The sequence below is a fragment of the Neoroseomonas oryzicola genome (assembly GCF_012163135.1).
Classification (GTDB): domain Bacteria; phylum Pseudomonadota; class Alphaproteobacteria; order Acetobacterales; family Acetobacteraceae; genus Neoroseomonas; species Neoroseomonas oryzicola.
This window is the reverse complement of record NZ_JAAVUP010000005.1, coordinates 121,875-148,296: the sequence shown is the minus strand read 5'-3', so window position 1 is coordinate 148,296 and position 26,422 is coordinate 121,875. Positions and strand designations below refer to the sequence as shown.

Below are 26,422 nucleotides of genomic sequence, written 5' to 3'. Positions count from 1 at the left end.
TGCCCGGCATGAGTCGATTCGGAGGAAGGTCCATGGCGGCTGCGGCCCCGGAACCAGGAGCGGTCGTCGATCGCAATCTGGCGCTCGAACTGGTGCGGGTGACGGAGGCGGCGGCGCTGGCCGCCTCCCGCTGGATCGGCCGGGGCGACAAGAATGCCGCCGACGGCGCCGCCGTCGAGGCGATGCGCAAGGCCTTCGACACCGTGGCCATCACCGGCACCGTCGTCATCGGCGAAGGCGAGATGGACGAGGCGCCGATGCTCTACATCGGCGAGAAGGTCGGCCTCTACGCGAAGACCGGCGGCGGCCCGGAGGTCGACATCGCAGTCGATCCGCTCGAGGGCACGTCGATCACCGCCAAGGGCGGGCCGAATGCGATCGCGACGGTCGCGCTGGCGGAAAAGGGCGGCTTCCTCCATGCGCCCGACATCTACATGGACAAGCTCGCGGTCGGGCCGGGCCTGCCGGATGGCGTCGTGCATCTCGATGCCTCGCCCGAGCAGAACCTGCGCGAGCTCGCCCGCGCGAAGAAGTGCGACATCAGCGACCTGATGGTCTGTACGCTCGACCGCGACCGCCACAAGGACCTGATCAAGGCCTGCCGCGCGGCGGGCGCGCGCATCACGCTGATCGGCGACGGCGACGTCGCGGGCGTGATCAACGTCAGCCAGCGCGAGGCCGGGATCGACATCTACATGGGTTCGGGCGGCGCGCCGGAAGGCGTGCTGGCGGCCGCGGCGCTGCGCTGCATCGGGGGCCAGATGCAGGGCCGGCTGATGTTCGAGAACGAGGACCAGGTCGCCCGCGCCGCCACCATGGGCATCACCGACCCGAACCGCATCTATTCGGTCGAGGAGATGGCCAAGGGCGACGTGATGTTTGCCGCGACCGGCGTCACCTCGGGCGCGATGCTGCGCGGCGTGCGGCGCTTCGCGGGCGGGGCCTACACCCATTCGATCGTGATGCGGTCGAAGTCGGGCACGGTCCGCTACGTCGAGGGGCATCACAACTTCTCCCGCAAGCCGTCAGCCTTCATCGCCTGATGGACGGGGTCGCCCCGCAGCCGCCGGTCCTCGGCGTCGAGCGCAGCGTCACCGGCCGCCGGTGGATCTGGCGGCCGGCGGACCCGCGCACGGGGCTCGGCATCGCGCAGCGGCTCGGCCTGCCCGAGGTGGTGGGCCGGCTGCTCGCCGCGCGCGGCATCGGGCCGGACCATGCGGGCGACTTCCTTGAACCCACGCTGCGGGCGCTGATGCCCGACCCCTCGGCACTGATGGACATGGACGCGGCGGCGGACCGGCTCGCGGCGGCGGTGCGGTCGGGCGAGCATGTCGCGGTGTTCGGCGACTATGACGTCGACGGCGCCTGTTCGGGCGCGCTGATGTCGCGCTTCCTGCGCGACCTCGGCTGCGAGGTGAGCCCCTATGTCCCCGACCGGCTGAAGGAGGGCTACGGGCCGAACGCGGCGGCGATCGATGCGCTGTGCGAGCGCGGCGCGACGCTGATCGTCTGCGTCGACTGCGGCATCGCGGCGGCCGAGGCGCTCGCCGTCGCCGATGGCCGTGCCGATGTGGTGGTGCTGGACCACCACAAGGCGGAAGGGCCGATCCCGCGCATCATCGCCGCGGTGAATCCGAACCGGCTCGATTGCGGATCGGGGCTGCATCACGTCTGCGCGGCGGCGGTCGCCTTCCTGGCCGCGGCGGCGACGGTGCGGGTGCTGCGCAAGGCGAACTGGTTCGCGCGACGCAGCGAGCCCGACCTGCTCGCGCTGCTCGACCTGGTGGCGCTCGCGACGGTCTGCGACGTGATGCCGCTGACCGGCTTCAACCGGGCGCTTGTCGCCCAGGGGCTGAAGGTGATGGGGCGGCGGGGCAGGGCGGGGATCGCCGCGCTGCTCGACGTGACCGGGGCACGGGATGCGCCCTCCGCCCATACGCTGGGCTTCCTACTGGGGCCGAGGATCAATGCCTCGGGCCGCATCGGGGAACCCGACCTCGGGCTTCGCCTGCTGCTCTGCGAGGATGCGGTCGAGGCGCGTGCGATCGCCGAGAAGCTCGATACGGTGAACCGCCGGCGGCAGGAGGTGGAGGGCGAGGTGCTCGCCGCCGCCCATGCCATGGCCGAGCGCCAGGCCGAGGAAGGCCGCGCCGTGCTGCTGCTGGTGGGCGAGGGTTGGCATCCGGGCGTGGTCGGCATCGTCGCCGGGCGCATGAAGGAACGCTTCAACCGCCCGGCCTGCGTCGCCGGTCTGTCCGATGGCCTGGCGAAGGGATCGGGGCGTTCGGTGCCGGGCGTGGACCTGGGTGCCGCGGTGATCGCGGCGCGGCAGTCGGGGCTGCTCGAGACCGGCGGCGGTCATGCCATGGCCGCCGGATTCTCCTTCCGCGCCGGCCGCGCGGAGGAGGTGCACGCCTTCTTCGAGGAGCGGCTGAAGCACGCCGCGCTTCTGCCCGCGGCGGCGGACCTGCTGGTCGAGGGCACGCTGAACGTCCTCGCCGCCCAGGCGGACCTGGCGCAGGAGGTCGCGCGCCTCGCGCCTTTCGGGCCGGGCAACGAGGAGCCGGTCTTCGCCATCCAGCGCGCCCGCGTCGTGAAGGCGGACCGTGTCGGCAAGGATGGCGGCACGGTGCGCGCCATCGTGGAAGGCGAGGGCGGCGGGCGGCTCAAGACCATCTGCTTCCGGGCCAAGGACGGCCCGCTGGCGCAGACGCTGCTGGCGCCCGACCGGGTGCCCCTGCACCTGTGCGGTCACCTGCGCGCGGAGCAGTGGAACGGCGAAACCACCGCCGCGCTGCAGGTCGTCGACGCCGCGCCGGCCTGAGCCTATTGACCGTGCGCCGAGGGCGCATTAACCCGACGCCCACGGCCGGTCCCCTTCGTCTAGAGGCCTAGGACACCGCCCTTTCACGGCGGCGACACGGGTTCGAATCCCGTAGGGGACGCCAGATCCCTTGGTTTTCTGCGGGTTTCAGGTTCTCCAAGGCCTGTTCCCCCACATTCTCCCCCACAGACTAGCGATGCCGTTGCGGCCCTCGCATGCCGTCGCCGCTTTTGACCGGACATTGACGGGACGCGCCGTCCAATTCGGGCCGGCGCGATCGCCTCGGCTCGGCTCCGTGCGCGCTCGAAGTAGGGGGGCAGTCTTGCGAGGTTGGACGAGAAGGAGGGGCGCCTCCTCTCAGACCGCCTCCTGGATTTCAGGTTGCCGCAGAGAAGGTCGTCTCCGAAATTTTCGACGGCCGCTGATCGGTGCGGTGAGTTCCTCCGCACTGGTGCCAGCGGGCAAAGATCGGCATGGGAGTTTTGGCGTTGAGTGACGACTTTCCGCTGCCGCCGCCCGACGTGTTCAACGCGATGATCGATCGTCAACTAATGGCTGAAGCTCGTTTCTACGAAGCGCTCGGCCGCGCCATTGCATGGTGGGCCCATGTAGAGATGTCGCTGCTCCTAGCATATCTGGTCGCGCTCAAGCCGGCCGAGGAAGCGCCCGGCTGGCCACACGATCGGTCCGCGGCCGAGGCAGCGGCGCAGTTCAGCGTCATCTTGGGCTTTGAAGGAAAGCTGTCGTTGGCGCGCCGTGTGATTGAGAGTCGTGCGGCGGGAACGCCCTTCTTCGACGAATGGTCCAAGCTGTGCGGTGTCATCGACAAGCGGCAGCGGCGCCGGAACCAACTTGCCCACTACATGGTCATCGGCAGTTCCGAGGGCCCAGATAGTCCACTCGTCCTTCGCAGATCCGTCATGGTTCCGCAGGTCTTGGCCATCAATGCAAAGACGAACCGCTGGCGCCGGCTCGCGCAGGAGCCTGAGACCATCCGGCAAGTCGATCTCGATATGGCGCGCCGCGATTTTGGCGATCTGTCGATGGCCATAGAGAGCTTTGCCGCGCGCCTCGATCGACAGGACGACGGCCACGCGCCGATCGCGGCTCAGGTTCTCGGGATCGCAGAGGCAGACCTCGCGCGCCATCCGAAGGATCAGCGATGAGTGGCGGGCCTGGAACGGCAGGATCGAGCCCCGAAGGACGGCCCCCACCTCTACGTCCGGAACGGGGACCAGGCACCGCCGGCGCCAGATGAACCCGGATCCGGCCGCGCTACAATACCGGCATGGCCGAAGCCGTCCCGACCGGCCGCGTCATGGATGCGCTGCCACCGTCGCCCTGCCAGCGAGACGGCGGCTCAATGAAGCGAAGCGCGAGACGGCGCGGATGCGGCTCGAAGCGCGCCATCGAGGCCGTCGCTAGACGCCGACGTCACGTCGTCCAATTGAAGTTCAGCCAGCGCCAGCACAAGAGCACGCACAAAGACGGGAGGCGGCCTTTTGGCGTGAAGTCTTGTTGCATCTGTTGAACGCTGGGCCCATGGTCCATCCGCGAGCTTTTCCCGGGCATTCTTCGCGACACTATCCGCCGCCGGGTATGTAGGCACCGCCTACGTGAGCGCTCGCTAGAGGCCAGGTCATGCACCCGGCTTCTACGCATCTCGCCCCGGGGGGGCGCGACACCATGGATATCCGCACCTCGATGGAGATCATCGAATTCCGTCGGCCGTTCGCGGTCAGATGTCGCGCTGGCTACCTGCCAGCCGGCCAGTATGTGGTCGAACTCCACGAGGAGCGGTTCGACGGCTTGTCGTTCCCGCCGTGGCGGCGCAGCGGCATGACGATCGCCAGTGCGGAAGCACCGCACGACGGACAGCGTGACAAGCTGCCTCTCACCCACGGGGAACTGGCGGATCTGCTGAACGCGGACGCCGACCAATGATCGCCCCGAACAGCCCCGCGGCAAGGTGGGACGGGCATCGCGTGCTGTTTGCCCTCAGCATGAAAGACGGGACGAGCGTCCGGTGCGCGATCTCACGCCTCGCCCTACTCGACATCAGCGGCGGTGGGCAGCTCAAAACGGACGACATCCTGAGGCGCTTCTCGATATCGCGATCGATGATCGAGGCTGCCGCCCGCGCCAAGCTCCGGCAGCGCGTCAGCCCGCCGATCGGGCTGCTGCATATCTGGGAAGACGATGTGCTCGATCCCGAGCCGCCATCCACCGCGCCGCGCGCCATGAGAGCAACCCGACTTCGAGCGTGATCGACTGCCGTCGTCCTTCAATTGAACTGGATGCCAAATGATGCAGATGCGACGGTTTGCCACCGCCACCCACCTTGGACGCTACGGCCGCGCCGGTGCGCCGATGGCGACACTCGTGCTCAAGGCCTTCGCAACCGTGATCGTCTTGGCGATCGCCCTGCGGTTGCTCGGCCTCGGATAGCGAGGAATGGTGATCCTGGCCGCCTACGAGGCCAGCGCAGACGCATGCTGCCTGGGAACCGCAGGGCTGTAAGCGAACTGTCAGCCCGCGCCGGCAATCAGCCGCCGGCCGAGCCTGGACCCTCCGCAGCAGCGGCGGGGGCTGCCTCCGCCAAGCCAGGCGCCCATGCGGCGCTTGTCCCTTCGCCGGCCCAGGCGGCGGAAGGGTCGCCTGCCGCACCTCGTCGCGGATCGCACCACGGTCGGCCTCGGCGAAACCATTCGCTATCACCGAGGGAGAGGCGCTAGATTCGTCGATGCATAACCCAGCAAAAACGCACCGCGTCGCTGCCCTCATGACCCTAGCCGAGGTCTGGCAGGTGGACGTCTGGCGGCAGCAGCAGCGAACCTTACCGTCTCGTGGCGAGGCCCTCCGACAACTCGTCGAACTCGGCCTCAAAGCAAGCAAGGCAGCCTCAAGGGCCGCTAACGCGCGTGGCTAAGCTTCGCGCTGCAGGGTCGCAAACCAACGTTGCCCTCGCCTTGATATGCGGCGCCATCCTGGCCCTCGTGCTCGGCATCTTCGCCATGCTTGTCGGGGCTGTGTAGCGCACCTCGGCCAGCACCGGCTCTGGGATGCGCTCGCCTCGGGTCGCATCCCGCTGAACGTCGCGCTCGGAACGGCCCGTCTTCGCTGCGGTGTCGGCCGTGAAGCGGGCGTCTTTCATGTCGCCAATTTGGCGACTTGTCCGATCCCCGCCGTGCCGCGTCTCCGGATGCAGCGCCTGGTAGATCTCCTTGCGGCGCCTCTCGTCCGCGACTTCCAGCACCCAGAAAATTCCAGACAGCCCACCGACTGGGCGCCCAGCCAGCCCGCCGGCTTTTCGGGGCGGAATCGTGCGGGCAACCCGGCGTCGTGACTGAGGCGCGCGGTTTTGACCCCCACCCCCGCCGGCCGGCCGATCGCGACACCCGGGGGAGGGGTCGCGCTTCTCGCCGGGCGGTAGCAGGCATCCACCGACCGTTGCCCCGGCTCGGCGCGGTGCCTTACGCTTGTCTCACCGCGCGCGTCTCAGCGCGGCGGGCCGAGTGTCTCACCGATCCGCGGCGGCCTTCGCGGGTCAATGGGTTAGCCCCTCGATTTTCCATAATGACCGTTATGGCTCACCGCGCCCACGGTCTCAGGCCGGTTTGCGCGTGCCCACCGCAGATCTTCCGGCGCTGAGCCCCTGTCGCCGGAATTAGATTTGAGACGGTGCGGCCTATCCGCGCTGCCCGAAAGGGCTCGCCGGCACCTGGCCGGGGGCCGTCGCGGTGCCCGCCGGCTCGCCTGGGTAGGCCGCCTTGAACAGCCCAGTGACCTGACGCTGCGCTGCGGCGTTGGTCGCATAGTCGGGCAGCGCCAGGAGCCGCCGCGCCTCAATCACCAGCCACGCTGCTGTGGGCTCGTCCTGGGCCATCTACTCCTCCGCCATGTGCGGCACCGCGGGCCGCTGCGTGACTGCGTGCACCACCGGCGCGGCCTGGAGCAGCGCGGCAGCGTCGGGGCTGCGGAAGACGATTTGCAGCGCGACAGGCGGCCCGGTGTAGCCGCCCTCGCTGCCCGTCACGCCCGCGATCGACAGCACTTCGCGGGCCGCGCCGAGCCGATCGCGGGTCGAGCGCGCCTTGCGGGCGATGAACCGTAACGTCGCGTATGAGTCAGCCGCGTCCGTCTGCGCCTGCTCCCGCACGCCAGCAACGATTGCAGCGCGGACGTGTGGGAGGCCGAGAGTGCGGCTTGCCTGGACGCGTGCAACGTCGCCGGAGCCAAAGCCGGAGGCTTCGCCGAGTTGTCGGCGGGACAGGAGGCGGCCGTCGCTGGCGGCCTGAAGAGCGATCTCGACGAGCCTGCGCTGTCGCTCGGTGAGGGGGCGGTTGGCGGGATCGGCTGGGGTTGCGTCGGAACGCTGTCCACGGGGCATGTTCGTAACGTCCAGATGGCGGCCTAGGGGCTCAAGGATGGCGTGCGGGGTGGTGCGGGTGACGGGTGGTGGTGGGTTCTCCATAATTACCGTCCACGCGCACGCGCGTGTGCGTGACGGGAAGTTCTGAAAACCCGTCACCACCCGTCACCACCTGTCTGGATCGGTGCCGGATGAGGCGGCGGCGTTGAGGCGAAGGCCGATGAACATGGCGCCGCGCTTGGTCTTCTTCTTCGCGTAGTCGCGTTCGAGGCTGGCGGAGAATGACTTCTCCGTTCCGGCCTCTTCGCCGCGGGCTTCGGCCCAACGGCGCCAGTCCTGGAAGAGGGCGCGTGATGGTCCTTCGGCGGAGGGGTGGACGTCGCACCGTTCCTGGATCCACTGCGCGGCGAGGTCCTGCTCGGCGAAGTAGTCGGCGACCGCCTCCAGAACCGCGGCGGGAGGCGCCAGGCCGATGCGTTGCCATTCGAGGCAGCCGCGGATGGCCCATGCGAGGATGCCCGGCAGTTCCTCGCGCAATTGGTCAGCGAGCGCGCGATTGGGGACGGGTGGGACGAAGGTCAGCGGCAGCAGCTGCAGCCGGCGACGCATGGCCGCGTCGGGGTTCCTGAGGGCAGGCCGGTGGTTGCCGACCAGCACCAACTTGAATGCGGGCGTGAACTCGAAGGGGTTCGCGTAAAGGAGCTTCGCCTTGATGCGATCTCCGCCGGTGAGGGCCTTGATGCGGGCCTCTGCGAAGCGCGCGCCGGCTTCGGTTTCCTGCGCGAGCACCAGGCGGGCCCCGCGCAATCCTGCGACGCCAGCCTCATGCGGTGCGTGCTGCCGGGCCGCGAACAACTCCATGGGCGCGGTGGTGGCGTAGTCGCCCATGGCTGCGGCGAAGGTGTTGAAGAACGTTCCCTTGCCGTTGCCGCCGGGCCCGATCACCGCCATGAAAGCGTGCTCGCGCGTGTCGCCGGTCAGACAGTATCCGCACCAACGGTGCAGGTATCGCACCACCTCGGCATCACCTCGGGTGATCTCCTCGAGGAAGGCGAGCCACCGCGGACAGTCGCCGCCGGGGCCAACGGCCGTGACCTTTGTGAACAGATTGCCGGGGCGATGGTGCCGCATGCGAGCGGTGCGCAGATCCACGACGCCGGCGGGCGTGTTCAGCATCCAGGGATCGGCGTCGAAAGCATCGGAGGCGCGGGCGTGTTTGCGATCGTACCGCGCCAACCGCTCTACGGCGCTCACGGTGCGGGCGGCGGCCATTTGCGAGGCGATGCCGGCCTTGCCTTCTGCCAGCGCCTCCTCGGCAGCGCGGCGGCAAACGAGGCGGGCCAGGTCGAAGATGGCGAGGGTCTTGTCCTCCGCCCACCGGCATCCGTCCCAGCGCCGCCACTGGCCCCACTCCGCGACGTGCACAAGCTGCCCGGCATGCTGGTCGGTGAAGCGCAGGGCGAGCGCGTCTTCGGAGAACTCGGGCGGCAGCACGATCTTGCCGGCCATGGCATCGCCGGCGAAGGCCGCGGCTTCGTCCTCGCCCATGCCTTTGAAGTCAGCCACGGGGCGCCTCCATCGCGGTGCGGATGGCGGATGCGATGGTGAGGGCCGCCTCCCTTGGCAGCAGACCGGCCGCCTCGCCGGCTTCCTGCGCCATCGCCGTCGCGGCGCGTTCGGACAGGATGCCTTCGCGCGCTGCCTCCCCGAGCCGGCAGGCCGCCCAGAACAGGACCCGGTTGCGCTCGCCCGGCGGCGCGGTGGCTGCGAGCCGCACCAGGCCCGCGATGCGCCGTTCGAGGCGCACACCCTCCCGCGCGGGCGGGACCGCCCTGGACGGCCTCGGAGTGGGCGCCACGGCCGCGAGCAACCACGCCGGCGCAGGCGGGGGCGCCAGGTCCCACGGAGCCACCTGCCACCGATAGGCGCCACCGCGGCGGCGGGAGGGCGAGATCATCGGGCAACAGCGTCCGGCCAGCACGTCCAGGCCCGGCCCGAGGCGCGCAGAGCCGGCGGCGATGGGTGCGCCGGTGTCCTTGAACACCAGCAGATGCCCGCCGGAGGGTGACCGACCATGCGGACGTGGCGGCAATGGTCCATGCCGCTCGCACAGATCGCGCAGGGTCGCCGCACCGTCGTTGGCGTGGTCGGCACCGGGCACGTCCACATCAAGGAACCACACGCCGGAGCCGGCCGGGATGACCTTCCAGCAGCAGCCGGGGAACTCTCGCGACCAGCGTTCCAGCGTGTCGAGGTCGTGCGTCGCGGCGTCGATGTATCCTTTGAATAGGCCCTTCTTCGTCGCCGTCGCAGGGACCACGCGCCAGCCCAGCAGCGCCACGCGCTCGATGTCGGGATGGAGCGTCACGCTGCGCGCTCCACGGGCTGGATGCTCGGCGGGAACTGTCGCGCGCCTGCGAACTGAGCGAGCACGGCGCCCAGCAATGCCGGATCGAGCCGCCGCCATTCGGCCAGCATGTCCGCGATTTCGGCGACGGTGCCGGTGCGCTCGCCGAGGTCGTGCAGGAATTCGGCCAGGCCGCGCGGCCCCATGCGGCACAGATGCTCGGCCCCGCGTTGAATGTGCAGCGGCGGGGTCATCGGCCGCCGCCATTCCGCTGGACAGCCGCGGCAACCATCAACGTGTGACTGTGCTCGCCCTCGTCCCCGTCCCGCTTGCGGAAGACGAGGATCTTCAACCCGCCCAGCCTGCCTACAAGGTAGTCGCCGCCCCGTTCGGTCGTGCGCGTGAACAGGCGCCCCGCCTCGATCAACTCGCTGGGCTTGCCCGCCCGGCTGCCATTTCCGGTCATCTTCCGCCTCCTTCGAGGCGCCGGCATTGAGGGCTTGCATGGCGCGGGCCGGTTCTGGAACCTCCGCGTCGCCGGCCCTCCTCCGGCACCTCCGTGTGAACTCAATCCCGCGCCCGCCCGGTCCTCGCCGTGGCGGGCGCAATCGTTCAGGGCATTGGCGTTTCCTCGCGGGGCTGGAACACGACGCGCTTGTGCGGCTCGCACCACGCACAGCCGCCTTCGGTCGGTTCGCCGCAACGCGGCCAGGGTGGCGCGGCTTCGGTCACCCACTGACATGATGTGAACCGCAGCGGCGGGATCGCCGTCATGTGCTGGAGCGGCGGCGGTGCTTCGAGCCGCCCCGACTTCTGGCGCAGCGCCTCGGAGGTCCGCAGCCTTTGCAGCATGGAATGCCGCCGGGGGTACTCCCACACGCCGCCCCGCGCGCTCACAACTGAACCACCGCCACGATCATGCCGAGCGCGCCGCCGGCGATCAGCCAAGCGCCCCGCGCCCGCATCTGCGCGTCGCCCTGCTCTGCCCTTGCGCGATAGGCGTCCCGAAGCAGCTTCGGCAGCAGCCAGCATGCCGCGCCGTCGAGGATCAGCATGCCGGACACGCCGAGAAGGAAGCCGGCAAGAGGGGTCACGGGGCTGCCTGCGCGCGATTCATGATCCCGTATGCGCTGGTCACGCCGCTCGCCAACGAGCCGACTGCACGGCCGTACCCGCCGATCAGCGCAGCGTCACCCTGGCCCCGAGCGTTGTCGGCCGCGAGGCCCAGGCGACGCGTTCGGGTGTTCGCGTTGGCGCGAATCGTCGTGATATCGTTGTTCACCGCGTCGATGTTCTCGCGCCGGATTTCCTCGCCGGTCGTGGACATGAGTTCCAGGCCACGCCCGGCCCGCAGCGCATCGGCGGCACCAAGCACACGGTTCAACTGCCGCTGCTTCGCCGCTTCTTCCTGCTGCGCCGCCGTGCGGGCGGCCATGCGCTCTTCCTCGTACTGCGCCGCCTGCGCATCCGCCGCCTCGCGCTGCTGAATGCCCGAGTAGATCGCGGTCCCGGCGGACGCCGCCGCCGCAATGGCCACGGCCGAGATTGCAACCGTTTCGGCCATCAGCGCACCATGATCCCCGCCCAGCCGGCCCACTCCGGGACCAGTTGAGCGATCTGCTGCTGGCGCTGCTGGGAGGACATGCCAGGCGGGACGGACTGCCGTTCCTCGTCCATCAACCGATGCCAGGCCACCTGCCGCGCGCGTTCCTGCTCGGTTCGTGTCGGGACAGGTCCGTGTCCACGGAATTCTTCCAGCGCGGCGCGCTCCAGCGTTAGCAAGCGGTGATGGAGACGCTGGCCTTCCTCGTCGTCCGGCATCGGGAGTGCCGGGAGGCATTGGCCGGCCAGGCTCATGCGCGTGACGACGCCTTCGACCGTCTCGACGATCGCCAGCTTGAGATCGCTGTCCACGTAGGAACCGGCGTGCCGCACGAGGCGCGTGAATGCCTCGGCGCGCTGCTCATCCGCAGACATGTCCTCACCGATACCGAGTTCGACCAGCACTGCGTGATTGAGGAGGCGATCGTCGTCCCGGCCGAATTCGCTGTTCACGCCCATGGCGTTGAGGAGCGGCGTCGCGAGGTTCTTCCATCGGATGGAGGATGCCGGCTTCGTCTCCCGAAGCCGCGCCTTCTCCTGCCTGATCTCGCCGGCGTCTTCGCGCGCCCAGCGATGCTTCAGGTCCCCCATGTGCTGGTTCTGGTTCCTGAGATCGTGCGCGGCTTCACCGAGCTTCCTGCGCGCTTCATCGAGAGAGGCCCCCGGGCGCTCCAGGCAAACGATTGCCCGCATCTCCTCCATGGCGACTTCGAACGTCGCCGTCTTCGTGGCGTGGAATTCCTCCTGCGCGCGCCAGGTTGCCTCGCGCTCAGCCTGGACCCTCGCGGCTTCGTCTTCCGGCGCGTCCGCCGGCAGCATCTGCGCGGCGCTCATGCCGCCACCTGCTGGGCCGGGGCCGCGTTGCGGCGTGCCATGCGCTGGGCCTTCGCCTCGCACGGCAGAGCGCGCGTTGCCTCAAGCGCGGCCTCGATCTCGTCGAGGAACCATCGCGGCGCCTTGGGAGCGGGATAGACCGGCTTGGGGAAGCGCCCGCTCGCTACGCCGGCCCAGAATGTCGCGACGTGCACGCCGGCTGCGGCTGCGCTTTGGTCCGCGGTGACGACGCGCCGGGCGCCATACGGCAGAGGGGCGGGATTTTCGGCTGCGGTCCTGATCTTTGGCATCGGCTCCGACCATCAACGGTGCGAAGCGACTATCGGCGACCTCTACCGGCGCCGCTTTGTGTGTAATTCGATGCCGGAAATCGCCTTACGTTTCCTGGGTTCCAGCCGATTGGCGATAGCGTTGGGCGTAATCGCCTGCAGCCATTCAATGGCGTGGCCTGCGCTCATTCGGGCAGGCATCCCGCGGTAGGCCTCACGCACCCCGGCTACCGCGAAGTGAATGAACGTCTCGGCCGGCGACATAACGCCGTCGCCTGTCGTGTTCCGCCGCTGCGCGATCTTCCCAGTGACCCGTTCCCACACCTCTGCCAGCGCCAGTACGAACGCGTCCGTGGCGTGCCGAGGCTTGTTTCCCTGCGCCTTCGGGACCACCGGCAGATGCGCGGAACCTCTGTCCGCCAGGTTTCGCAACCGGCTACGCCACGCGACCGGAAGTCGCGCCAACACTTTGTCCCTGCGGCGGCGGTCGGCACCGACACGCTGCCCCCGCCACTTCGCTTCCTGGCGTGAGAGCAGATCTTCTTTCAACGCTCGCTCAAAGGCCGGCACCGCGATCATGACGATGCCGACAAGCGCCGCGTCATAAGCACCCACAAGATCAGCGCCGGGCCTTCGATGCACCGCCGCTAACATGCACGCCAAGCGCACTGGCGCCGGCAGATCCGAGCCGGCAGGGTCGCCCCCGCCGGCCTCGTTCGCGTTCTTGCGACGGATCGTCACTGGATCGGCTGCGTGCCGGCCGCGCAATCCAGGCACTCAGTCATCAGCGCGATCTCGGGCGCGGCGTCCGCATCGGACCAGCCGGTATCCCGGAACGCGGCAGGGATGGCCGTCTGCCATGGCTCGCCGCCCACACGGCGCGTCATCGCATTGACCAGCGCAGCGACGAGCGAGGGAGGCATTTGCCGGATGCCCGCAAGGAAGCGCGCCTCCCTATTCGACAAGTCGACTTGGGCGCTCATGCCGACGCCTCCCGCGCGTCGGGCACTGCGCAGAACGCCGCTGCCTCCCGCCTCAGCACGTGCCAAGCCTGCTGCTCGACGGCGTCGGCCATGTCCTCGGCCTCAATCCTGCCGAGAAGGTATCGCGTCTTCTCCGCAAACTCCTCGGCCGAAGTCGGGCGCCGGCGCACTATGAGCTCAGAAAGGACGTCGTCGAAGCGGGCGAGGGTTGCCATTTCGTCGTCCGACCACTCACGAGCCCGCATGTTGACCGCGGCAAAGAACAGGCGCCCCAGGGTGACGAGATCGCGCATGTGTGCGGCTTCGAACTCCGCCACGTGAGCGCGCCACGGCGCGCCTAGATCGCTCGGGACGTTTGCAGTGGTAGTCTGCTCGATAGCCTCGTTCATCGGGTAGCCTCCGATTGCGGGGTCAGCCTCGGCGCGGTGTTCCTGCACCCGCCGGGGCGCCCTTGGGCCGCGGAGCCGCCGCGGCGCGGTTCTCGTCAGCCGGCGGACTTCGCCACCGGCCGAAGCCTCTTCACGGGCGCGGGCGGCTTCGAGCAGAATTCCCCCCACGCCTCCATCAGCGGGCGCCGCCGTGGCAGCAGGTCCGAGCCGCGATAGGCTTCCTCGACCTTGTCGTTCCCCTCGTGCGCCAGTGCCCGCTCGGCCGCCGCGCGCTCGGTCGGATGCTCGTCGTCCACCCAGGTTCGGAAGGAGCGCCGGAAGCCGTGCGCAGTGACGGGCCGGCCGTCCACGTCGCGCCAAGGCTCCGCACCCGGCTTGGCGCCCTCGTTGAGCCGCTTGATGCAGGCGCCGAGGGCGGCGTCGGAGAACGCCTCGCCCTTCGGGTTCGTGAAGATCAGCGCATCGCCCTGGAGCGCGGCGACCGCCCCGAGTTGCGCGATCGTCGGCACCTCGCCTGTCCGCATCGCGACCGCGCGGCACAGGATCTCCAGCATCGCCCGGGAGAGCGGCACGCGGTGCGGTGGCAGATCCTTCGCGCCGCCACCCTTCATGCGATGGCCGGGGATCGTCCACAGAGCGTTGCCGACATCGATCTCCGACCAATGGGCCTGCCGAACCTCGTTCGACCGCACCGCGGTCAGCACCGCGAAGCGGAGGGCGAGGGGCGCCATGCCGGTCTGCTTGTCCAGCGCAGCGAGGAAGGCCGGCACCTTCTGCCAGGGCAGGGACGCCCAGCGCTTGCCCTTGCCCTTCACGTTCGGCAGCGCCTGCGTCAGCCGAAGCACGCGCCCGGCGGCAGGGTTGGGCGCTGTGCGCAAGCCATGGGCCGTCGCGTAATCCAGGACGGCCGAGATGCGGCGTTGCAGCTTCCGCGCAGTCGCCGGCTGCGCCGTCCAGATGGCGGACAGCGTGCGCACCACATGCTCGGATGCGATCTCGGCCACCGGCACGTCACCGATCGCGGGGTAGGCGTGCCGGTCCAGTGTCAGGCGCCACGATGCGGTGGTCTTCTCGGAGGACCACCCGGGCGACTGGGCGGCGACGAGCTTCTCGGCCACGTCGCGGAAGGTGAGGGGGGCCGCGGCTTCCTCGACCTTCTGAGCCACCTCGCGCTGGTCGGCCCGGCGCGCGCTGATCGGATCGGCGCCCGTCTCCCTGATGGCCTGGGCGGCCTTGATGGCCTTTCGCGCCGCGCTGATCGAGACCTCCGACAGCGGCCCGAGGCCCATGTCGCGGCGCTTGCCATTGTGCTGGTAGCGGTAGAGCCAAGTCTTCGCCCCGCTGGGCTGCACTTCGAGGAGCAACCCATGCCCGAACGACAGCCGATAGGCCTTCTCGCGCGGTTCCGCGTTCTGAGCCTCCAACCATGTCCGCGGCTGCCGCGCCATCCGACCTCCGAAAGTCTCGCGGGAGTCGGAAGCATAACCCCGACCTCCCCCACAGTCTCCCCCACACTATCCACACGCTAGGGGGCGATGCAAGGCGATTGTGCGCGACGTAGGGCGACAAGATATCAAGCTAAAACAGACGTTTAGACGATCACCGGCGATGTAATTTTATTGCGCGCGACGCGAGTTGCACTCCCGTAGGGGACGCCAGTCGCTTCCCAGCGGCTTCATCATGCCGCTTGCCCATGACAACCAGGGATTGGCGCGCCGCCCTGCAATGCGGCGGATGGGCGATGCGCGCCCGGCGCGGTCCCGGTGCCTCGCGGGCCGACCACGGCCTATCCGTAAGGTGACCATCAGGCGAAGTTGAACCGTTGAGTTCGCGGCACGATCACGCCAGCCTGTTGCTGATGCCGGATTCGTCACGACGGGGAGACAGCGGCTGATGACCGACCGTGCGACCAGGTTCGCCAGCCGGATCCCTCGCAAGGAGCCGCCCTTGCTGAAGGGCCGCAGGGCCATGACCGTGCGCGGCGCGGCGCCGCCGCCAGGCTGACCGCAGGGCGCGGCCCCGCGCGGGCGCCGCCGGACGGGCGTCACTCCCCGACAAGCCGAGGACACGACACGGTGCCGAACTACGACCAGTCGAACTGCCTGCTCGCGATGCACACGACGCTGGCCGGATGGCCGGTGGTCCTCACGGAACTCGAAGGCGAGGACAGGCTCTCGGCCCCCTTCGTCTATCGCATCCGCTTCGCGACCGAGGCGCCGGTGGCCGCGGTGAAGGCGCTGATCGGCACCGAGGTGACGCTGTTCTTCGGACAGCCCGAACCCGACGCGGCGAACCGGCTGCGCCGGCGTCCGCTCAACGGGCATTTCCGGCGCATCGCGCGCATCGGGCGCGTCGGGCGCGACGGCATGATCCTGGAATGGGAAGCCGAGGTGGTGCCGAGGCTGTGGTTCCTCTCGCAGACCTCGGACTTCCGCATCTTCCACGACCAGACCATTCCGCAGATCGTCGCCACCATCCTTGGCGAGCACGGCATTCCCCATGCCGACCGCATCGTCGTGCCGGAGACCTATGGCACGCTGGAATACTGCGTGCAGTACGACGAGACGGCGCTCGACTTCGTCTCCCGGCTGCTCGAGCACGCGGGCGTCTTTTATTGGCACGAGCACACCGACACCGCGCACACGCTGTGCTTCACCGACAACAACAACAACGTGCACGTGCCCAACCCTCCCTTCGAGACGCTGGTGGTGGGCGACGGCGTGACCGACCGCTTCGCCGAGGCCTACAGCTTCCGCACCGGCACCTGGACCGTGCGCGACCACAACCTCACCCGCCCGCAGCGCGCCTGGGACAAGACCGAATCCTTCGCCGACATCGCCAGCGCCGATGCGTCGGTGGTCCGCCAGTTCACGCGGTTCGAGCGCTATCGTTTTCCCGGCAACTACATGGCGCGGCTGCGCAGCCACGCGGACGGTTCCATCGAAGGCCAGGTCGGCCAGCACGACGCGGACCTGATGGCCACGCGGCTGATCGAGATCGAGGAATCGCACTGGGAACGCTGGACCGGCGCCAGCCTCGCGGCGGGCCTCGATCCCGGCACCAAGGTGAGGATCCAGCCGGACACCGAGGCGAGCGCCGCCGACTACCTCGTGATCGGCATCCGCCACCGCGCGCGCGACTATTCCTGCTGGACCGAGGAGGAATGGGCGCTGCTGCAGCCCGGTGGGGACGCCGCGCCGCCGCCGTCCTGCGACAACGACTTCGACTGCGTGCCGCACGGCGTGCCCTTCCGCCCCGATCGCGTCACGCCCAAGCCGAAGGTGGCGGGGCCGCAGACCGCACTGGTGGTCGGCGCCGCCGGGCAGGAGATCAACACCGACGAATACGGCCGCGTCCAGGTGCAGTTCCTGTGGGACCGCGGGCCTCCGGGCGCACCGGCGGTCAACAGCGCTGTCTGGATCCGTGTCTCGCAGGGCGCGGCCGGCGCCGGCTGGGGGCACATCCACGTCCCGCGCGTCGGGCAGGAAGTGATCGTCGATTTCCTCAACGGGGATCCCGACCGCCCGATCATCACCGGCCGTGTCTACGACACCGACCTGTCGGTGCCCTATGCGCTGCCGGCCAGCGCGACGCAGTCCGGCATCCGCACACGATCGACGCCGGGCGGCACCGCCGCCAACTACAACGAGTTGCGCTTCGAGGATGCGATCGGCGCCGAGCAGGTGCTGCTCCATGCCGAGCGCGACTACGTGGTGGAGGTGGAGAACAACGAAACCCGCACCGTGGGCATGGGCGGCGGCGCGGGGAACCGCTCGGCCATCATCAAGAACGACGAGACGATGACCATCGGCGGCAACCGCAGCGTCGCCATCACGGGCAACGCGGCCGACACCATCGGCGGCAGCGAGACACGGACGATCACCGGCGACGTGACGGAAACCGTCCACGGGAACGTCACGCTCAACGTCGACCAGAATGTCAGCGTGACGTCCGGCCCCGACATCAACCTGACCGCGACGGATACCATCAACATCACGGCGCCGACGGTCAACATCAACGCCGAGCACCACAACCGGTGGGTCAGCAAGTACGACTGGCAGATGGGGACGGGGGCGGGCAGCTTCTACGTCACGACCAACTACCAGGCCGCGCTGACCACCAACGTCTATCTCGCCTCCTTCAACATGACCTTCCGTAGCGTCAACGTGAACGCCTGGACCAACAACATCGGCGAGTTCGAGGCCAGGACCAAGGCCATGGTGATCGACACCGCCGCGACCGTGGCGCGGAACATCGGCACCGGCATCGAAAACATGGGGGTGGCGTTGGGGCAGGCGGGCTTCGCGATGCATGCCAATGGCCTCACCGTCATCCGATGAGCACCGCCGGTCGATCCGCAAGGCCGTCCGGCGCCGTCGCGCCGCTTGGCGGGGTGCGATGATCGCGCCCGCGCCAGGCCAGGATTGCGCGCGGCCTGCCGCCCGCGACGGCGCCGCATGAGGGTCGAGAAGCCCCTCGCGCTCGGCCTCATGACGCGGCCGTCGGAGTTCCGCCGGCGCCATTCCCTCGGCGTCGCCGCCCTCAGCTTCTGCCCGATGGGCGAGGAGGCGGGGCTGCTCGGCGAGGTCGCCATGTGGAAGTTCCTGCCGGAGGTCCTGCCCCCCGCGCAGCCGATCGACATGGCGCTGCCCAAGCCCGCCGCGGAGTTCCTGGTGACCGGCAGCGCCTTCGCCCCGCAGGGGCGGCCCGTCCGCACGCTGACGGTCAGCGTGCGCCTCGGCGGCGTGACGAAGCGCGTCGGCGTGGTGGGCGACCACCACATCGAGGACGGCCTGCCGACCGAGCCCGCGCCCTTCACGGAGATGCCACTGGGCTGGGAGCGCGCCTATGGCGGCCCATCCTGCGCCGAAAATCCGCTTGGGCGCGGCATCGCCGAGGTGCCGCTGCCCGGGATCGGCTTCCGCGTCGCGCTGCCCAACATCGTGCTGCCGGCCGGGAGCGTGGCGCACGGCGCGCCGCATCCGGTGAACCTGAGTGCCATGGACATCGCCTGGCCGCAGCGGACGCGCCTTGCCGGCACGCACGACCAGCGCTGGCTCGAGGAGGATTTCCCCGGCTTCGCGCGCGACGTCGACCACCGCATCGCCATGGCCGCGCAGCCCGACCAGCGCTTCGCGGGTTTCCTGGCGGGCGACGAGGACTACGCCATCACCCACATGCATCCGGAGGAACCGGAGATTACCGGCCGCCTGCCGGGCCTGCAGCCGCGCATCCTGGTGCAGCGCCGCGGCGCCACGGCCTTCGAGGACGTGCCGCTGCACCTGACGACCGTATGGTTCTTTCCCGCATGGAAGCGCCTGGTGATGGTGCATCACGGCAGCGTCCCGACCGAGGAGGAGGATGCGCGCGACATCACCGCCCTGCTCATGGGCGCCGACCGGCTCGGCGAACCGCGCAGCGTGGCGGAATTCGAGGCGGTCTACGCCGCGCGGCGCGACCCCGAGAAGGGCATGATCGCCGCGCTGGACGAGGCGGCGCTCGTGCCGGCCGCCTTCCTGCGTCCCGACCCTGTGCTCGAGAAGATGCGCCGCCGCGTGGCCGACGAGGGCGTCGCGCAGCGCCGCGCCCGCGACCGCGCCGACCGCGAGCACGAACGCCACCGCGCGCGGCTGATCGAACGCGGCGTCGACCCGGACGCCTATGGCCTGGCGCAGCGCCCGCCGCGCGACCCGCCGCCGGCGCTGGAGGACCTCCCGGCCACCATCGCCGCCCGGCTTAAGGAGGCGGAGGAGCGCCGCAGCGAGGCCGAGGCGACGATCGCCCGCGAACGCGATGCCGCGGCTGCCCGCATCGTCGCCGCGGGCGGCACGCCGCCGGATGCCCCGTCGCGGCCGTCCGGCCCGCCGCGCCTCGACGCCGAGGACCCCCGCGCGCGCATCGATGCGCGCATCGCGGCGCTGGAGGCGCAGGGCCTGCCGACGGAGACGGAGCGCCGCCTGCGCGACGAGCCGCAGTTCGCGCGATACGCCGCGGAGCGGGAGGGGATTCTCCGGCAGGGCTACCTCGCCGGCGCCGACATGCAGGATCCCGCGCCGCGCCTGGATGCGGCGGCCAGCGCCGCGCTGCGCGCCCGGTTGCTGGACGGCAGCCGCAACGGCGCGCGGCTCGATCTCTGCGGCGCGGACCTGACGGGGATGGACCTCGCCGGCTTCGACCTGACGGAGGTCTGGCTGGATGGCGCGGACCTCGCCGGAGCGGATCTCACGGGTGCCAGGCTCGACCGGGCGGTGCTCGCGCATGCGCGGCTCGACGGCGCGCGGCTGGCGCGCGCTTCGCTGCAGGGCGCCAATCTCGGCCGCGCGCGCTTCGAGGCCGCGGACCTCTCGGACGCCGACCTGCGCGACGCGGTGCTGCGCCATGCCGACCTCCGCCGCGGCAGGTTCCATCGCGCCCGGATGGAGGGCGTGAGCCTGACCGGCGCGCTGCTGGAAGGAGCCGACATCAGTGAGGCCCAACTGCCCAACCTGCTCGTGAATGAGGGCTCGCTCGCCGGAGTGCGCGCCGCCTATGCCAATCTCGACGGCGCGGTGCTGATCCGCGCGGGGCTCGACGGCGCCGACTTCACCGGGGCGAAGCTGACCGGCGCTGCCTTCATCGGCGCCACGGGCGATGGCGTGGCCTTCGACGGGGCGCAGCTGGAACGCGCGGTCTTCGTGCAGGATTGCGTCCTCCGCGGCGCGCGCTTCGCCGGGGCGCGCTGCGACGGTGCGAACCTGCGTGGCGCAGTGCTGGACGGGGCGGTGTTCGACGGCGCCTCGCTGGATGGCGCCGACCTGTCGGACTGCAGCCTGCATGGCGCGTCCTTCGACCTCACGCGCGGTCGCGCCGCGCGGCTGACGGCCGCCGACCTGCACGGCGCGCAGCTGACGCGCGCCGATCTCGCCCAGGCGAGCCTGGCGCGCGCGGACATCCGCGCCGCGGATCTCAGCGACACCAGCCTGTACGAGGCCGACATCGCCCGCATCCATGCCGACGAGGCGACCCGCATCGACCGCGTGCAGCGCACCCGCACGCGCATCCATCCGCGCCGGACGCCGTCATGAGCCGCGCCGAGATCGAGGCGATGGTGCGCGATGGCGAGGTCATCGGGTCCGATCGCGACTGGACGGGGCTCGACCTGTCCGGCGCCGACCTGTCCGGCGGCATCTTCGACGGCGCGAGCCTCGCCAGTTGCGACCTCAGCGGCGCCGATCTGCGCGAGGCGATGCTGTACGGCGTGCGCCTGGACGGCGCGACGCTCGCCGGCGCGACGCTGGCGAAGGCGAGCTTCCAGGGCTGCGCCATGTCGCGCGTGGACCTCTCGGGCGCCGACTGCACCGGATGGAACGTCACCGGCAGCGGATTGCGCGGCGCGTTCTTCGCCAATGCAAAGCTGGCCGAGGCGAACATCGTGCAGTGCCGGCTGACGCGCGCCACCTTCGCCGGCGCGTCCCTGCAGCGTGCCAACCTCGTGCAATGCCGCACCGATGGCATCGACCTCGCCGGGACGGATTGCGAGGAACTGGCGCTGGTCGAGGCCGATCTCTCGGCCGCAACGCTGGACGGGGTGCGCTTCCTCCGCACCAACTTCGTCAAGGTGAGCTTCGCCGGCCTCGACCTGCGCGGCCTGGTCGCGGCGCTGTGTCACTTCAGCGACTGCGACATGACCGGCTGCGACCTCTCGGGCGCCGATCTCACGCAGTCGGGCATGGCGAATCTGAAGGCTGCCGGCGCCATCTTCGAAGGGGCGCGGATGATGCGCGCCGTGCTGCTGGGGGCCGTTCTCGCCAAGGCCGTGCTGCGCGGCGCGGACCTCACCAGCGCGATCCTGCAGGGGGCCGACCTCGCCGAGGCCGATGCCACCGGCGCGCGGCTGGTGCAGGCGGTCTGCGTCGGCATGGCGGCGCCACGCGCGCGGTTCAACGACTGCGACATGACCTATGCCGACCTCAGCCATGCCGACCTGACTGGCGCCGACCTGACCGGTGCGCGCCTGACCCGCGCGAACCTGCACGCCGTCCGCGACGGCGGCGCGCGCATACCGGACCGTCGCCACGCCCTGCCGCCCGATCACGAGCGGCTCGAGGCCGAGCAATGGCAACAGCGCTTCGCGGGCGCATGACATGACCGCAGCACCGGAGACCCCGAGATGAACGCCATCACCGGCTTCGCGCCGCTCACCGACAGTGCGCGCGTCGTGGCGCAGGACTGCACGGGCTTCACCATCCTGCGCCATGGTCGGGCGGAGGCCGCGCAGCGCGCCTTCTCATGTCTCGTGGAACCGGCCCCGGGCGACCTGGTGCTGGTGGGCCATGCGGAGGGCGAGGCGTTCATCCTCGCGGTGCTGGCGCGGCACGGCGATGCGCCGATGCGCGTCGCGCTGCCGGATGGCGCGACCATCGCCGCGGCGGAAGGGCGGCTGACGCTCGATGCCGGCAGGATTGACCTGCGGGCGAGTACGACCGGGGTGACGACGGGATCGCTAGATGTCGCCGCCGGGCGCACCGATGCCAGCCTGGGCCGCGTGGCGCTGCTGGCCGAGGCGATCGAGACCATCGCCCAGCGCATCGTCGGCCGCTTCCGCCGGTCGATCCGCATCGTCGAGGAAAGCGAGCAGCTGCGCGCCCGCGACATCGAACAGCGCGCCAGTGGCCACATGCACCTGCGCGGGGACGCGGTGACGCTGCAGGGCGGCGCGCTGGTCAAGCTGCGCGCCGATCAGATCCACCTGGGCTGAGGACAGCGCGATGTTCGCCAATTGCCAGATGGGCGGGATGGACATGGCCTTCCCGGATGTCTGCCTGACACCGGCGCTGCCAGCGCCGCTGCCGATCCCCTATCCCAACGTCGCCGAGGGATCGACGGCGGTCCCGAGCCAGTTCACCACCATCATCGGCGTCGGTCCCATGCACACCATGGCCACCGTCACGCCGATAACGAATGGCGACAACGCAGGGGTGGCGACGGGCGTCGCCTCGGGCACCGTGATGGGGCCGTCGCGCCACCTCCTCGGCGCCTTGACCGTGCTGGTGGCGGGGTCGCCGGCGACGCGGCTGACCTCGATGTCGATGCAGAACAGCACGAACATGGTCGGCGCGCGCATCGTGCCGAGCCAGACCAAGGTGATGATCCTGGCGCCGTGACTGCGCGGGGCGGGCGCCGCCTAGCGCGCCGCCCGCCCGCCCAGCACCAGGTGCAGCAGGATCGCGCCGAAGGTCGCGGTGCCGATGCCGCCCAGGGCGAAATCCCCGAAGCGCAGCGTGAAGTCGCCGGTGCCGAGGACCAGCGCGATCGCGACCGTCATCAGGTTCGCCGGATTGGCGAAGTCGACCTTGTTGTCGACCCAGATCCGCGCCCCGGCGATGGTGATCAGCCCGAACACCACGATCGACACCCCGCCCATGACCGCCAGCGGGATGGCCTGGATCAGCGCGCCGAACTTCGGGGAGAAGCCCAGGACCACTGCCACCATCGCTGCCACGACGAAGACCGCCGTCGAGTAGACGCGCGTCGCCGCCATCACGCCGATGTTCTCGGCATAGGTTGTCACGCCCGTGCCGCCGGAGGCACCTGCGATCATCGTCGCGACGCCGTCGCCCACGAAGGCGCGCCCGATATGCGGGTCCATGTCCCGCCCCGTCATCGCCGCGACCGCCTTGAGGTGCCCGAGGTTCTCCGCCACCAGCACGATCGCGACCGGGGCGATCAGCAGTATCGCCTGGGCCGAGAAGACCGGCGCTGCGAAGCCGGGCATGCCGAACCACGGCGCATTGGCCACCGGCGCGAGGTCGACAGGCGTACCGAACCCCAGCCCGTTCGTCAGCACCGCGTAGATCACGCTGGCGAGGATCAACCCGACCAGGATCAGCAGCCGCTGCACCATGCCGCGCGTCTTCACCGCGACCAGCGCCAGGACGACGAAGGTCATCGCCTGCATCCAGGCGTCGAAGCCGGTCGGCGCCATGTTCTTCACCGGGATGGCCGCGAGGTTGAGCCCGATCACCGCGACCACCGCCCCGGTCACGGCCGGCGGCATCAGCCGTTCGATCCAGCCCGTCCCGACCGCCATCACCGCGAGGCCGATCAGCGCATAGAGCGCCCCGCAGGCCACGATGCCGCCCAGCGCCACGCCGAGATTCGGATTCGGCCCCCCGCCTGCGAAGCCCGTCGCGGCCAGCACCACCGCGATGAAGGCGAAGGAGGATCCGAGGTAGCTCGGCACCTTGCCCCGCGTGATGACGAAGAACAGCATCGTGCCGATGCCGCTCATCAGGATGGCGATGTTGGCGTCGAAGCCCATCAGCCGCGGCGCCAGCACGGTCGCGCCGAACATCGCGACGACATGCTGCAGCCCCATCGCGAAGGTCTGCGGCCAGGGCAGGCGCTCATCCGGGGCGATCGCCGCCCCGTCGGTCAGACGTCGTTCGGTCCAGTGCAGCATCGTCGCTTCCCCCGTGGTCGCGCGTGATTGGACGGGACCGGCCGCCCCGCGCAAGGGGTGTGGCGCTGCGCAACCGGAACGGCAGCCTTGCCTCCGCGCCGCGACCCGCCGCATCCTTGCGCTCAAGGGCCGCGCATGGACGCGACCCAGCCCCGAGGGAGGATCACCAGGATGCATCGCAGGACCGTCATCGGTGCGGCCTTGGCCGCGCCCGCGCTGCTCGGCAGCGCCGCGCAGGCCCAGACGCGGCTGCGCTGGGCGCATGTCTACGAGACCAACGAGCCCTACCACACCCAGGCGGTCTGGGCGGCCCAGCAGATCCAGCAGCGCACCAACAACCGCTGGGCGATCGAGGTCTTCCCGGCCTCGGCCCTCGGCAACGAGCCGACGATCAACCAAGGACTCGCCCTCGGCACCGTCGACATGATCTACACCGGCGTCGCCTTCGCCGGCGCGACGTACAAGCCGATCGCGATCACCAACGCGCCCTATGCGCTGCGGGACTTCGACCACTTCATGGCCTATCGCCGCAGCGACCTGCTGCAGGACATGATGGGCGGCTACAACCGGCAGACCGGCAACCAGGCCCTCGCGCTCACCTACTACGGCGAACGCCACGTCACCGCGAACCGTTCCATCATGAAGCCCGAGGACATGCGCGGGATGAAGCTGCGCGTGCCGCAGGCGCCGCTCTTCCTGATGTTCACCCGCTCGGTCGGCGCCAACGCCACGCCCATCGCCTTCGCCGAGGTCTACCTCGCCCTCCAGCAGGGCACGGTGGACGGGCAGGAGAACCCGCTGCCGACGATCCAGGCCAAGAAGTTCTACGAGGTGCAGACGCACATCTCGCTGACCGGGCACATCACCGAAAGCCTGCTCACGATCCTCTCGGGCAGCACCTGGCGGCGGCTCAACGACGCGGACAAGCAGACCTTCACCCAGGTGCTGAAGGAAGCCTCCGACCGCGCGACGAACGAGATCCGCCAGGCGGAGCTCGCCCTGCCGCCGTGGTTCGAAGGGCAGGGGAAGACGGTGCAGCGGCCCGACCGCGAGGCGTTCCGCGCGGCGGCGCTGCCGCTGCACAACGATGCGGCCGCGGGCGCAGGCTGGACGCGGGAGCAGTACGACCGGCTGCAGGCGATCCGGTAAGCGACGGGACGAGGGGGCCTTGCCCCCTCGAAAACCCCCACCAAAGGCCGAAAGGCCTTTGGGAACCGGGACTTTTCAGGTCAGGACCAGCGGGGTGAAGGCGCGCTTCGCGGCGATGGCGTCCCAGTCCCAGGCGATGCCGTTCCCGGGGGCCGCGGGCGGGGCGGCGAGGCCGTCGCGGACCTCCACGCGGCTCGTCGCGATGTCGTCCAACTGAGGGATATGCTCCAGCCAGGCGCCATTCGGGACGGCGCAGACCAGCGGCAGGTGAAGTTCCATCAGGAAGTGCGGGCACACCGGCACGTTGAAGGCCTCGGCCATGTGCGCGACCTTCAGCCAGGGCGTGATGCCGCCGATGCGCGCGACATCGACCTGCACCACCGAGCACGCGCCGCGCGCCAGGTAGTCGCGGAACTGGGCGGGGTGATAGAGGCTCTCGCCCACCGCGACGGGGATGCGCGTCGCGGCCGACAGGCGCACATGGCCCTCGACATCCTCGGCCGGCAGCGGCTCCTCGTACCAGGCGAGGTCGAGGCCCGCTGCCTCGAAGGCGCCGGCGCGGCGGACGGCCTCGGCGACCGTGAAGCCCTGGTTGGCGTCGGTCATGATCTGGAACGCGTCGCCGACCGCCGCGCGCACCGCCGAAAGCCGCGCGATGTCCTCCTGCAGCCGCGGACGGCCCACCTTGATCTTGGTGCCCGCGAAGCCCGACGCGACGGCGGCCTCGGCCTCGGCGACGATCTCCGCCTGCGACATGTGCAGCCAGCCGCCCTCGGTCGTGTAGACGGGGATCGCGGGCTTCGCGCCGCCCGCGAGGAGGTGCAGCGGCCGCGCCGTGCGGATCCCGCGCAGGTCCCACAGCGCGGTGTCCACGGCGGCGAGCGACAGCGCCGTCAGCGGCCCGACCGACAGCGCATGGCTGCCCATGAAGAGGTCCTGCCAGATCGCCTCGATCGCCTCGGCCTCGCGCCCGATCAGGCGCGGGCCGAAATGGTCCCGCAGCAGCGCCACCACCGAGGACCCGCCCTGGCCGATCGTGTAGCAGTAGCCCGTCCCCGTCGCCCCATCCGTGTCGGTGATGCGCAGGATCGGCGTTTCCTGGGCGAGGAAGGCCTGGATGGCGTCGCTGCGCGCGACCTTGGGTGCGAGGTCCACCTGCTGGATCTCGACGCGCGCGATCTTGGCCATTGGCATTCCCCCATCTGCTATAGC

Annotated in this window: 29 protein-coding genes and 1 tRNA gene; 13 read left to right on the top strand and 17 right to left on the bottom strand. The window is 70.1% G+C overall.

Annotation, left to right across the window (positions count from 1 at the left end; all coding sequences use genetic code 11):
* Nucleotides 1-32: 32 nt before the first annotated feature.
* From glpX to GWK15_RS17910, 7 genes are all read left to right on the top strand, one after another.
* Complete coding sequence (gene glpX, locus GWK15_RS17940) at nt 33-1,043, top strand: class II fructose-bisphosphatase (protein ID WP_168042741.1); 1,011 nt, start codon at nt 33-35, stop codon at nt 1,041-1,043.
* Nucleotides 1,043-2,824, top strand: coding sequence for a single-stranded-DNA-specific exonuclease RecJ (recJ, locus tag GWK15_RS17935; protein ID WP_168042740.1), 1,782 nt, complete (start codon nt 1,043-1,045; stop codon nt 2,822-2,824). The genes glpX and recJ overlap by 1 nt, the downstream gene beginning before the upstream one ends.
* Nucleotides 2,825-2,872: 48 nt before the next feature.
* A tRNA-Glu gene (locus GWK15_RS17930) sits at nt 2,873-2,948 on the top strand.
* A gap of 364 nt (nt 2,949-3,312) precedes the next feature.
* On the top strand, nt 3,313-3,990 hold the full coding sequence (locus tag GWK15_RS17925) for a hypothetical protein (RefSeq protein WP_168042739.1): 678 nt from the start codon (nt 3,313-3,315) through the stop codon (nt 3,988-3,990).
* A gap of 520 nt (nt 3,991-4,510) precedes the next feature.
* Nucleotides 4,511-4,768: a hypothetical protein gene (locus GWK15_RS17920; RefSeq protein WP_168042738.1), complete on the top strand. Its 258-nt coding sequence runs from the start codon at nt 4,511-4,513 to the stop codon at nt 4,766-4,768.
* Nucleotides 4,765-5,091 (top strand): DUF1488 family protein, encoded by a 327-nt coding sequence (locus GWK15_RS17915; RefSeq protein WP_168042736.1) that lies wholly within the window; start codon nt 4,765-4,767, stop codon nt 5,089-5,091. The genes GWK15_RS17920 and GWK15_RS17915 overlap by 4 nt, the downstream gene beginning before the upstream one ends.
* A gap of 37 nt (nt 5,092-5,128) precedes the next feature.
* Complete coding sequence (locus GWK15_RS17910; RefSeq protein WP_168042735.1) at nt 5,129-5,272, top strand: hypothetical protein; 144 nt, start codon at nt 5,129-5,131, stop codon at nt 5,270-5,272.
* A 1,240-nt stretch (nt 5,273-6,512) separates the two neighbouring features.
* Here the strand turns inward: GWK15_RS17910 and GWK15_RS17905 are convergent.
* The 15 genes from GWK15_RS17905 to GWK15_RS17835 form a co-directional block, all read right to left on the bottom strand.
* Nucleotides 6,513-6,710, bottom strand: a complete 198-nt coding sequence (locus tag GWK15_RS17905) for a hypothetical protein (protein WP_168042734.1) — start codon at nt 6,708-6,710, stop codon at nt 6,513-6,515.
* Nucleotides 6,711-7,214 (bottom strand): hypothetical protein, encoded by a 504-nt coding sequence (locus GWK15_RS17900; RefSeq protein ID WP_168042733.1) that lies wholly within the window; start codon nt 7,212-7,214, stop codon nt 6,711-6,713.
* Between the two features lie 147 nt (nt 7,215-7,361).
* Nucleotides 7,362-8,762, bottom strand: a complete 1,401-nt coding sequence (locus GWK15_RS17895) for a phage/plasmid primase, P4 family (protein ID WP_168042732.1) — start codon at nt 8,760-8,762, stop codon at nt 7,362-7,364.
* The gene (locus GWK15_RS17890) at nt 8,755-9,564 is read right to left on the bottom strand and encodes a bifunctional DNA primase/polymerase (protein WP_168042731.1); all 810 of its coding nucleotides are present in this window, start codon (nt 9,562-9,564) and stop codon (nt 8,755-8,757) included. The genes GWK15_RS17895 and GWK15_RS17890 overlap by 8 nt, the downstream gene beginning before the upstream one ends.
* Entirely contained in the window at nt 9,561-9,797 is a 237-nt protein-coding gene (locus GWK15_RS17885; RefSeq protein WP_168042730.1) for a hypothetical protein, read from the bottom strand. The genes GWK15_RS17890 and GWK15_RS17885 overlap by 4 nt, the downstream gene beginning before the upstream one ends.
* Entirely contained in the window at nt 9,794-10,009 is a 216-nt protein-coding gene (locus GWK15_RS17880) for a hypothetical protein (RefSeq protein ID WP_168042729.1), read from the bottom strand. Before GWK15_RS17880 ends, GWK15_RS17885 begins: the two co-directional genes overlap by 4 nt.
* Nucleotides 10,010-10,155: 146 nt before the next feature.
* Complete coding sequence (locus tag GWK15_RS17875) at nt 10,156-10,395, bottom strand: hypothetical protein (RefSeq protein WP_168042728.1); 240 nt, start codon at nt 10,393-10,395, stop codon at nt 10,156-10,158.
* Between the two features lie 41 nt (nt 10,396-10,436).
* Complete coding sequence (locus tag GWK15_RS17870; protein ID WP_168042727.1) at nt 10,437-10,637, bottom strand: DUF2065 family protein; 201 nt, start codon at nt 10,635-10,637, stop codon at nt 10,437-10,439.
* Nucleotides 10,634-11,107 carry a hypothetical protein gene (locus GWK15_RS17865; RefSeq protein WP_168042726.1) on the bottom strand — a complete coding sequence of 158 codons (474 nt, stop codon included), beginning with the start codon at nt 11,105-11,107 and terminating at the stop codon, nt 10,634-10,636. The genes GWK15_RS17870 and GWK15_RS17865 overlap by 4 nt, the downstream gene beginning before the upstream one ends.
* Nucleotides 11,107-11,979, bottom strand: coding sequence for a hypothetical protein (locus GWK15_RS17860; protein ID WP_168042725.1), 873 nt, complete (start codon nt 11,977-11,979; stop codon nt 11,107-11,109). The genes GWK15_RS17865 and GWK15_RS17860 overlap by 1 nt, the downstream gene beginning before the upstream one ends.
* Nucleotides 11,976-12,269 (bottom strand): helix-turn-helix transcriptional regulator, encoded by a 294-nt coding sequence (locus GWK15_RS17855; RefSeq protein ID WP_168042724.1) that lies wholly within the window; start codon nt 12,267-12,269, stop codon nt 11,976-11,978. Before GWK15_RS17855 ends, GWK15_RS17860 begins: the two co-directional genes overlap by 4 nt.
* 42 nt (nt 12,270-12,311) lie before the next feature.
* Nucleotides 12,312-12,989 carry a hypothetical protein gene (locus tag GWK15_RS17850; RefSeq protein WP_168042723.1) on the bottom strand — a complete coding sequence of 226 codons (678 nt, stop codon included), beginning with the start codon at nt 12,987-12,989 and terminating at the stop codon, nt 12,312-12,314.
* Nucleotides 12,986-13,231, bottom strand: coding sequence for a hypothetical protein (locus tag GWK15_RS17845; protein ID WP_168042722.1), 246 nt, complete (start codon nt 13,229-13,231; stop codon nt 12,986-12,988). Before GWK15_RS17845 ends, GWK15_RS17850 begins: the two co-directional genes overlap by 4 nt.
* The gene (locus GWK15_RS17840; RefSeq protein WP_168042721.1) at nt 13,228-13,620 is read right to left on the bottom strand and encodes a hypothetical protein; all 393 of its coding nucleotides are present in this window, start codon (nt 13,618-13,620) and stop codon (nt 13,228-13,230) included. Before GWK15_RS17840 ends, GWK15_RS17845 begins: the two co-directional genes overlap by 4 nt.
* A gap of 95 nt (nt 13,621-13,715) precedes the next feature.
* Nucleotides 13,716-15,044, bottom strand: coding sequence for a tyrosine-type recombinase/integrase (locus tag GWK15_RS17835; protein ID WP_168042720.1), 1,329 nt, complete (start codon nt 15,042-15,044; stop codon nt 13,716-13,718).
* A 651-nt stretch (nt 15,045-15,695) separates the two neighbouring features.
* Between GWK15_RS17835 and GWK15_RS17830 the strand changes: the two genes are divergently transcribed.
* The 5 genes from GWK15_RS17830 (at nt 15,696) to GWK15_RS17810 (ending at nt 22,763) form a co-directional block, all read left to right on the top strand.
* On the top strand, nt 15,696-17,960 hold the full coding sequence (locus GWK15_RS17830; RefSeq protein ID WP_168042719.1) for a type VI secretion system tip protein TssI/VgrG: 2,265 nt from the start codon (nt 15,696-15,698) through the stop codon (nt 17,958-17,960).
* Nucleotides 17,961-18,077: 117 nt separating this feature from the next.
* On the top strand, nt 18,078-20,684 hold the full coding sequence (locus GWK15_RS17825) for a DUF2169 family type VI secretion system accessory protein (protein ID WP_168042718.1): 2,607 nt from the start codon (nt 18,078-18,080) through the stop codon (nt 20,682-20,684).
* Entirely contained in the window at nt 20,681-21,742 is a 1,062-nt protein-coding gene (locus tag GWK15_RS17820) for a pentapeptide repeat-containing protein (RefSeq protein ID WP_168042717.1), read from the top strand. Before GWK15_RS17825 ends, GWK15_RS17820 begins: the two co-directional genes overlap by 4 nt.
* A gap of 27 nt (nt 21,743-21,769) precedes the next feature.
* Nucleotides 21,770-22,357 carry a DUF3540 domain-containing protein gene (locus GWK15_RS17815; protein ID WP_168042716.1) on the top strand — a complete coding sequence of 196 codons (588 nt, stop codon included), beginning with the start codon at nt 21,770-21,772 and terminating at the stop codon, nt 22,355-22,357.
* A 10-nt stretch (nt 22,358-22,367) separates the two neighbouring features.
* Entirely contained in the window at nt 22,368-22,763 is a 396-nt protein-coding gene (locus GWK15_RS17810) for a DUF4150 domain-containing protein (protein ID WP_168042715.1), read from the top strand.
* A gap of 20 nt (nt 22,764-22,783) precedes the next feature.
* Here the strand turns inward: GWK15_RS17810 and GWK15_RS17805 are convergent, their stop codons facing one another.
* Complete coding sequence (locus GWK15_RS17805) at nt 22,784-24,061, bottom strand: solute carrier family 23 protein (RefSeq protein ID WP_168042714.1); 1,278 nt, start codon at nt 24,059-24,061, stop codon at nt 22,784-22,786.
* 171 nt (nt 24,062-24,232) lie between these two features.
* Here GWK15_RS17805 and GWK15_RS17800 point away from each other — a divergent pair, with 171 nt between their 5' ends.
* Nucleotides 24,233-25,210 (top strand): sialic acid TRAP transporter substrate-binding protein SiaP, encoded by a 978-nt coding sequence (locus GWK15_RS17800; RefSeq protein WP_168042713.1) that lies wholly within the window; start codon nt 24,233-24,235, stop codon nt 25,208-25,210.
* Between the two features lie 75 nt (nt 25,211-25,285).
* Here the strand turns inward: GWK15_RS17800 and GWK15_RS17795 are convergent, their stop codons facing one another.
* Nucleotides 25,286-26,398 carry a mandelate racemase/muconate lactonizing enzyme family protein gene (locus tag GWK15_RS17795; RefSeq protein ID WP_168042712.1) on the bottom strand — a complete coding sequence of 371 codons (1,113 nt, stop codon included), beginning with the start codon at nt 26,396-26,398 and terminating at the stop codon, nt 25,286-25,288.
* Nucleotides 26,399-26,422 lie beyond the last annotated feature (24 nt).

What these genes read in the sequence shown, in the direction of transcription:
- GWK15_RS17905 (WP_168042734.1), bottom strand. Translation starts at nt 6,710, where the DNA reads ATGGCCCAGGACGAGCCCACAGCAGCGTGGCTGGTGATTGAGGCGCGG.
- GWK15_RS17865 (WP_168042726.1), bottom strand. Translation starts at nt 11,107, where the DNA reads ATGGCCGAAACGGTTGCAATCTCGGCCGTGGCCATTGCGGCGGCGGCG.
- GWK15_RS17800 (WP_168042713.1), top strand. Translation starts at nt 24,233, where the DNA reads ATGCATCGCAGGACCGTCATCGGTGCGGCCTTGGCCGCGCCCGCGCTG.
- GWK15_RS17875 (WP_168042728.1), bottom strand. Translation starts at nt 10,395, where the DNA reads ATGCTGCAAAGGCTGCGGACCTCCGAGGCGCTGCGCCAGAAGTCGGGG.
- GWK15_RS17880 (WP_168042729.1), bottom strand. Translation starts at nt 10,009, where the DNA reads ATGACCGGAAATGGCAGCCGGGCGGGCAAGCCCAGCGAGTTGATCGAG.
- GWK15_RS17805 (WP_168042714.1), bottom strand. Translation starts at nt 24,061, where the DNA reads ATGCTGCACTGGACCGAACGACGTCTGACCGACGGGGCGGCGATCGCC.
- GWK15_RS17915 (WP_168042736.1), top strand. Translation starts at nt 4,765, where the DNA reads ATGATCGCCCCGAACAGCCCCGCGGCAAGGTGGGACGGGCATCGCGTG.
- GWK15_RS17845 (WP_168042722.1), bottom strand. Translation starts at nt 13,231, where the DNA reads ATGAGCGCCCAAGTCGACTTGTCGAATAGGGAGGCGCGCTTCCTTGCG.
- GWK15_RS17900 (WP_168042733.1), bottom strand. Translation starts at nt 7,214, where the DNA reads ATGCCCCGTGGACAGCGTTCCGACGCAACCCCAGCCGATCCCGCCAAC.
- GWK15_RS17855 (WP_168042724.1), bottom strand. Translation starts at nt 12,269, where the DNA reads ATGCCAAAGATCAGGACCGCAGCCGAAAATCCCGCCCCTCTGCCGTAT.
- GWK15_RS17885 (WP_168042730.1), bottom strand. Translation starts at nt 9,797, where the DNA reads ATGACCCCGCCGCTGCACATTCAACGCGGGGCCGAGCATCTGTGCCGC.
- recJ (WP_168042740.1), top strand. Translation starts at nt 1,043, where the DNA reads ATGGACGGGGTCGCCCCGCAGCCGCCGGTCCTCGGCGTCGAGCGCAGC.
- GWK15_RS17820 (WP_168042717.1), top strand. Translation starts at nt 20,681, where the DNA reads ATGAGCCGCGCCGAGATCGAGGCGATGGTGCGCGATGGCGAGGTCATC.
- GWK15_RS17810 (WP_168042715.1), top strand. Translation starts at nt 22,368, where the DNA reads ATGTTCGCCAATTGCCAGATGGGCGGGATGGACATGGCCTTCCCGGAT.
- GWK15_RS17910 (WP_168042735.1), top strand. Translation starts at nt 5,129, where the DNA reads ATGATGCAGATGCGACGGTTTGCCACCGCCACCCACCTTGGACGCTAC.
- GWK15_RS17840 (WP_168042721.1), bottom strand. Translation starts at nt 13,620, where the DNA reads ATGAACGAGGCTATCGAGCAGACTACCACTGCAAACGTCCCGAGCGAT.
- glpX (WP_168042741.1), top strand. Translation starts at nt 33, where the DNA reads ATGGCGGCTGCGGCCCCGGAACCAGGAGCGGTCGTCGATCGCAATCTG.
- GWK15_RS17815 (WP_168042716.1), top strand. Translation starts at nt 21,770, where the DNA reads ATGAACGCCATCACCGGCTTCGCGCCGCTCACCGACAGTGCGCGCGTC.
- GWK15_RS17795 (WP_168042712.1), bottom strand. Translation starts at nt 26,398, where the DNA reads ATGGCCAAGATCGCGCGCGTCGAGATCCAGCAGGTGGACCTCGCACCC.
- GWK15_RS17860 (WP_168042725.1), bottom strand. Translation starts at nt 11,979, where the DNA reads ATGAGCGCCGCGCAGATGCTGCCGGCGGACGCGCCGGAAGACGAAGCC.
- GWK15_RS17825 (WP_168042718.1), top strand. Translation starts at nt 18,078, where the DNA reads ATGAGGGTCGAGAAGCCCCTCGCGCTCGGCCTCATGACGCGGCCGTCG.
- GWK15_RS17920 (WP_168042738.1), top strand. Translation starts at nt 4,511, where the DNA reads ATGGATATCCGCACCTCGATGGAGATCATCGAATTCCGTCGGCCGTTC.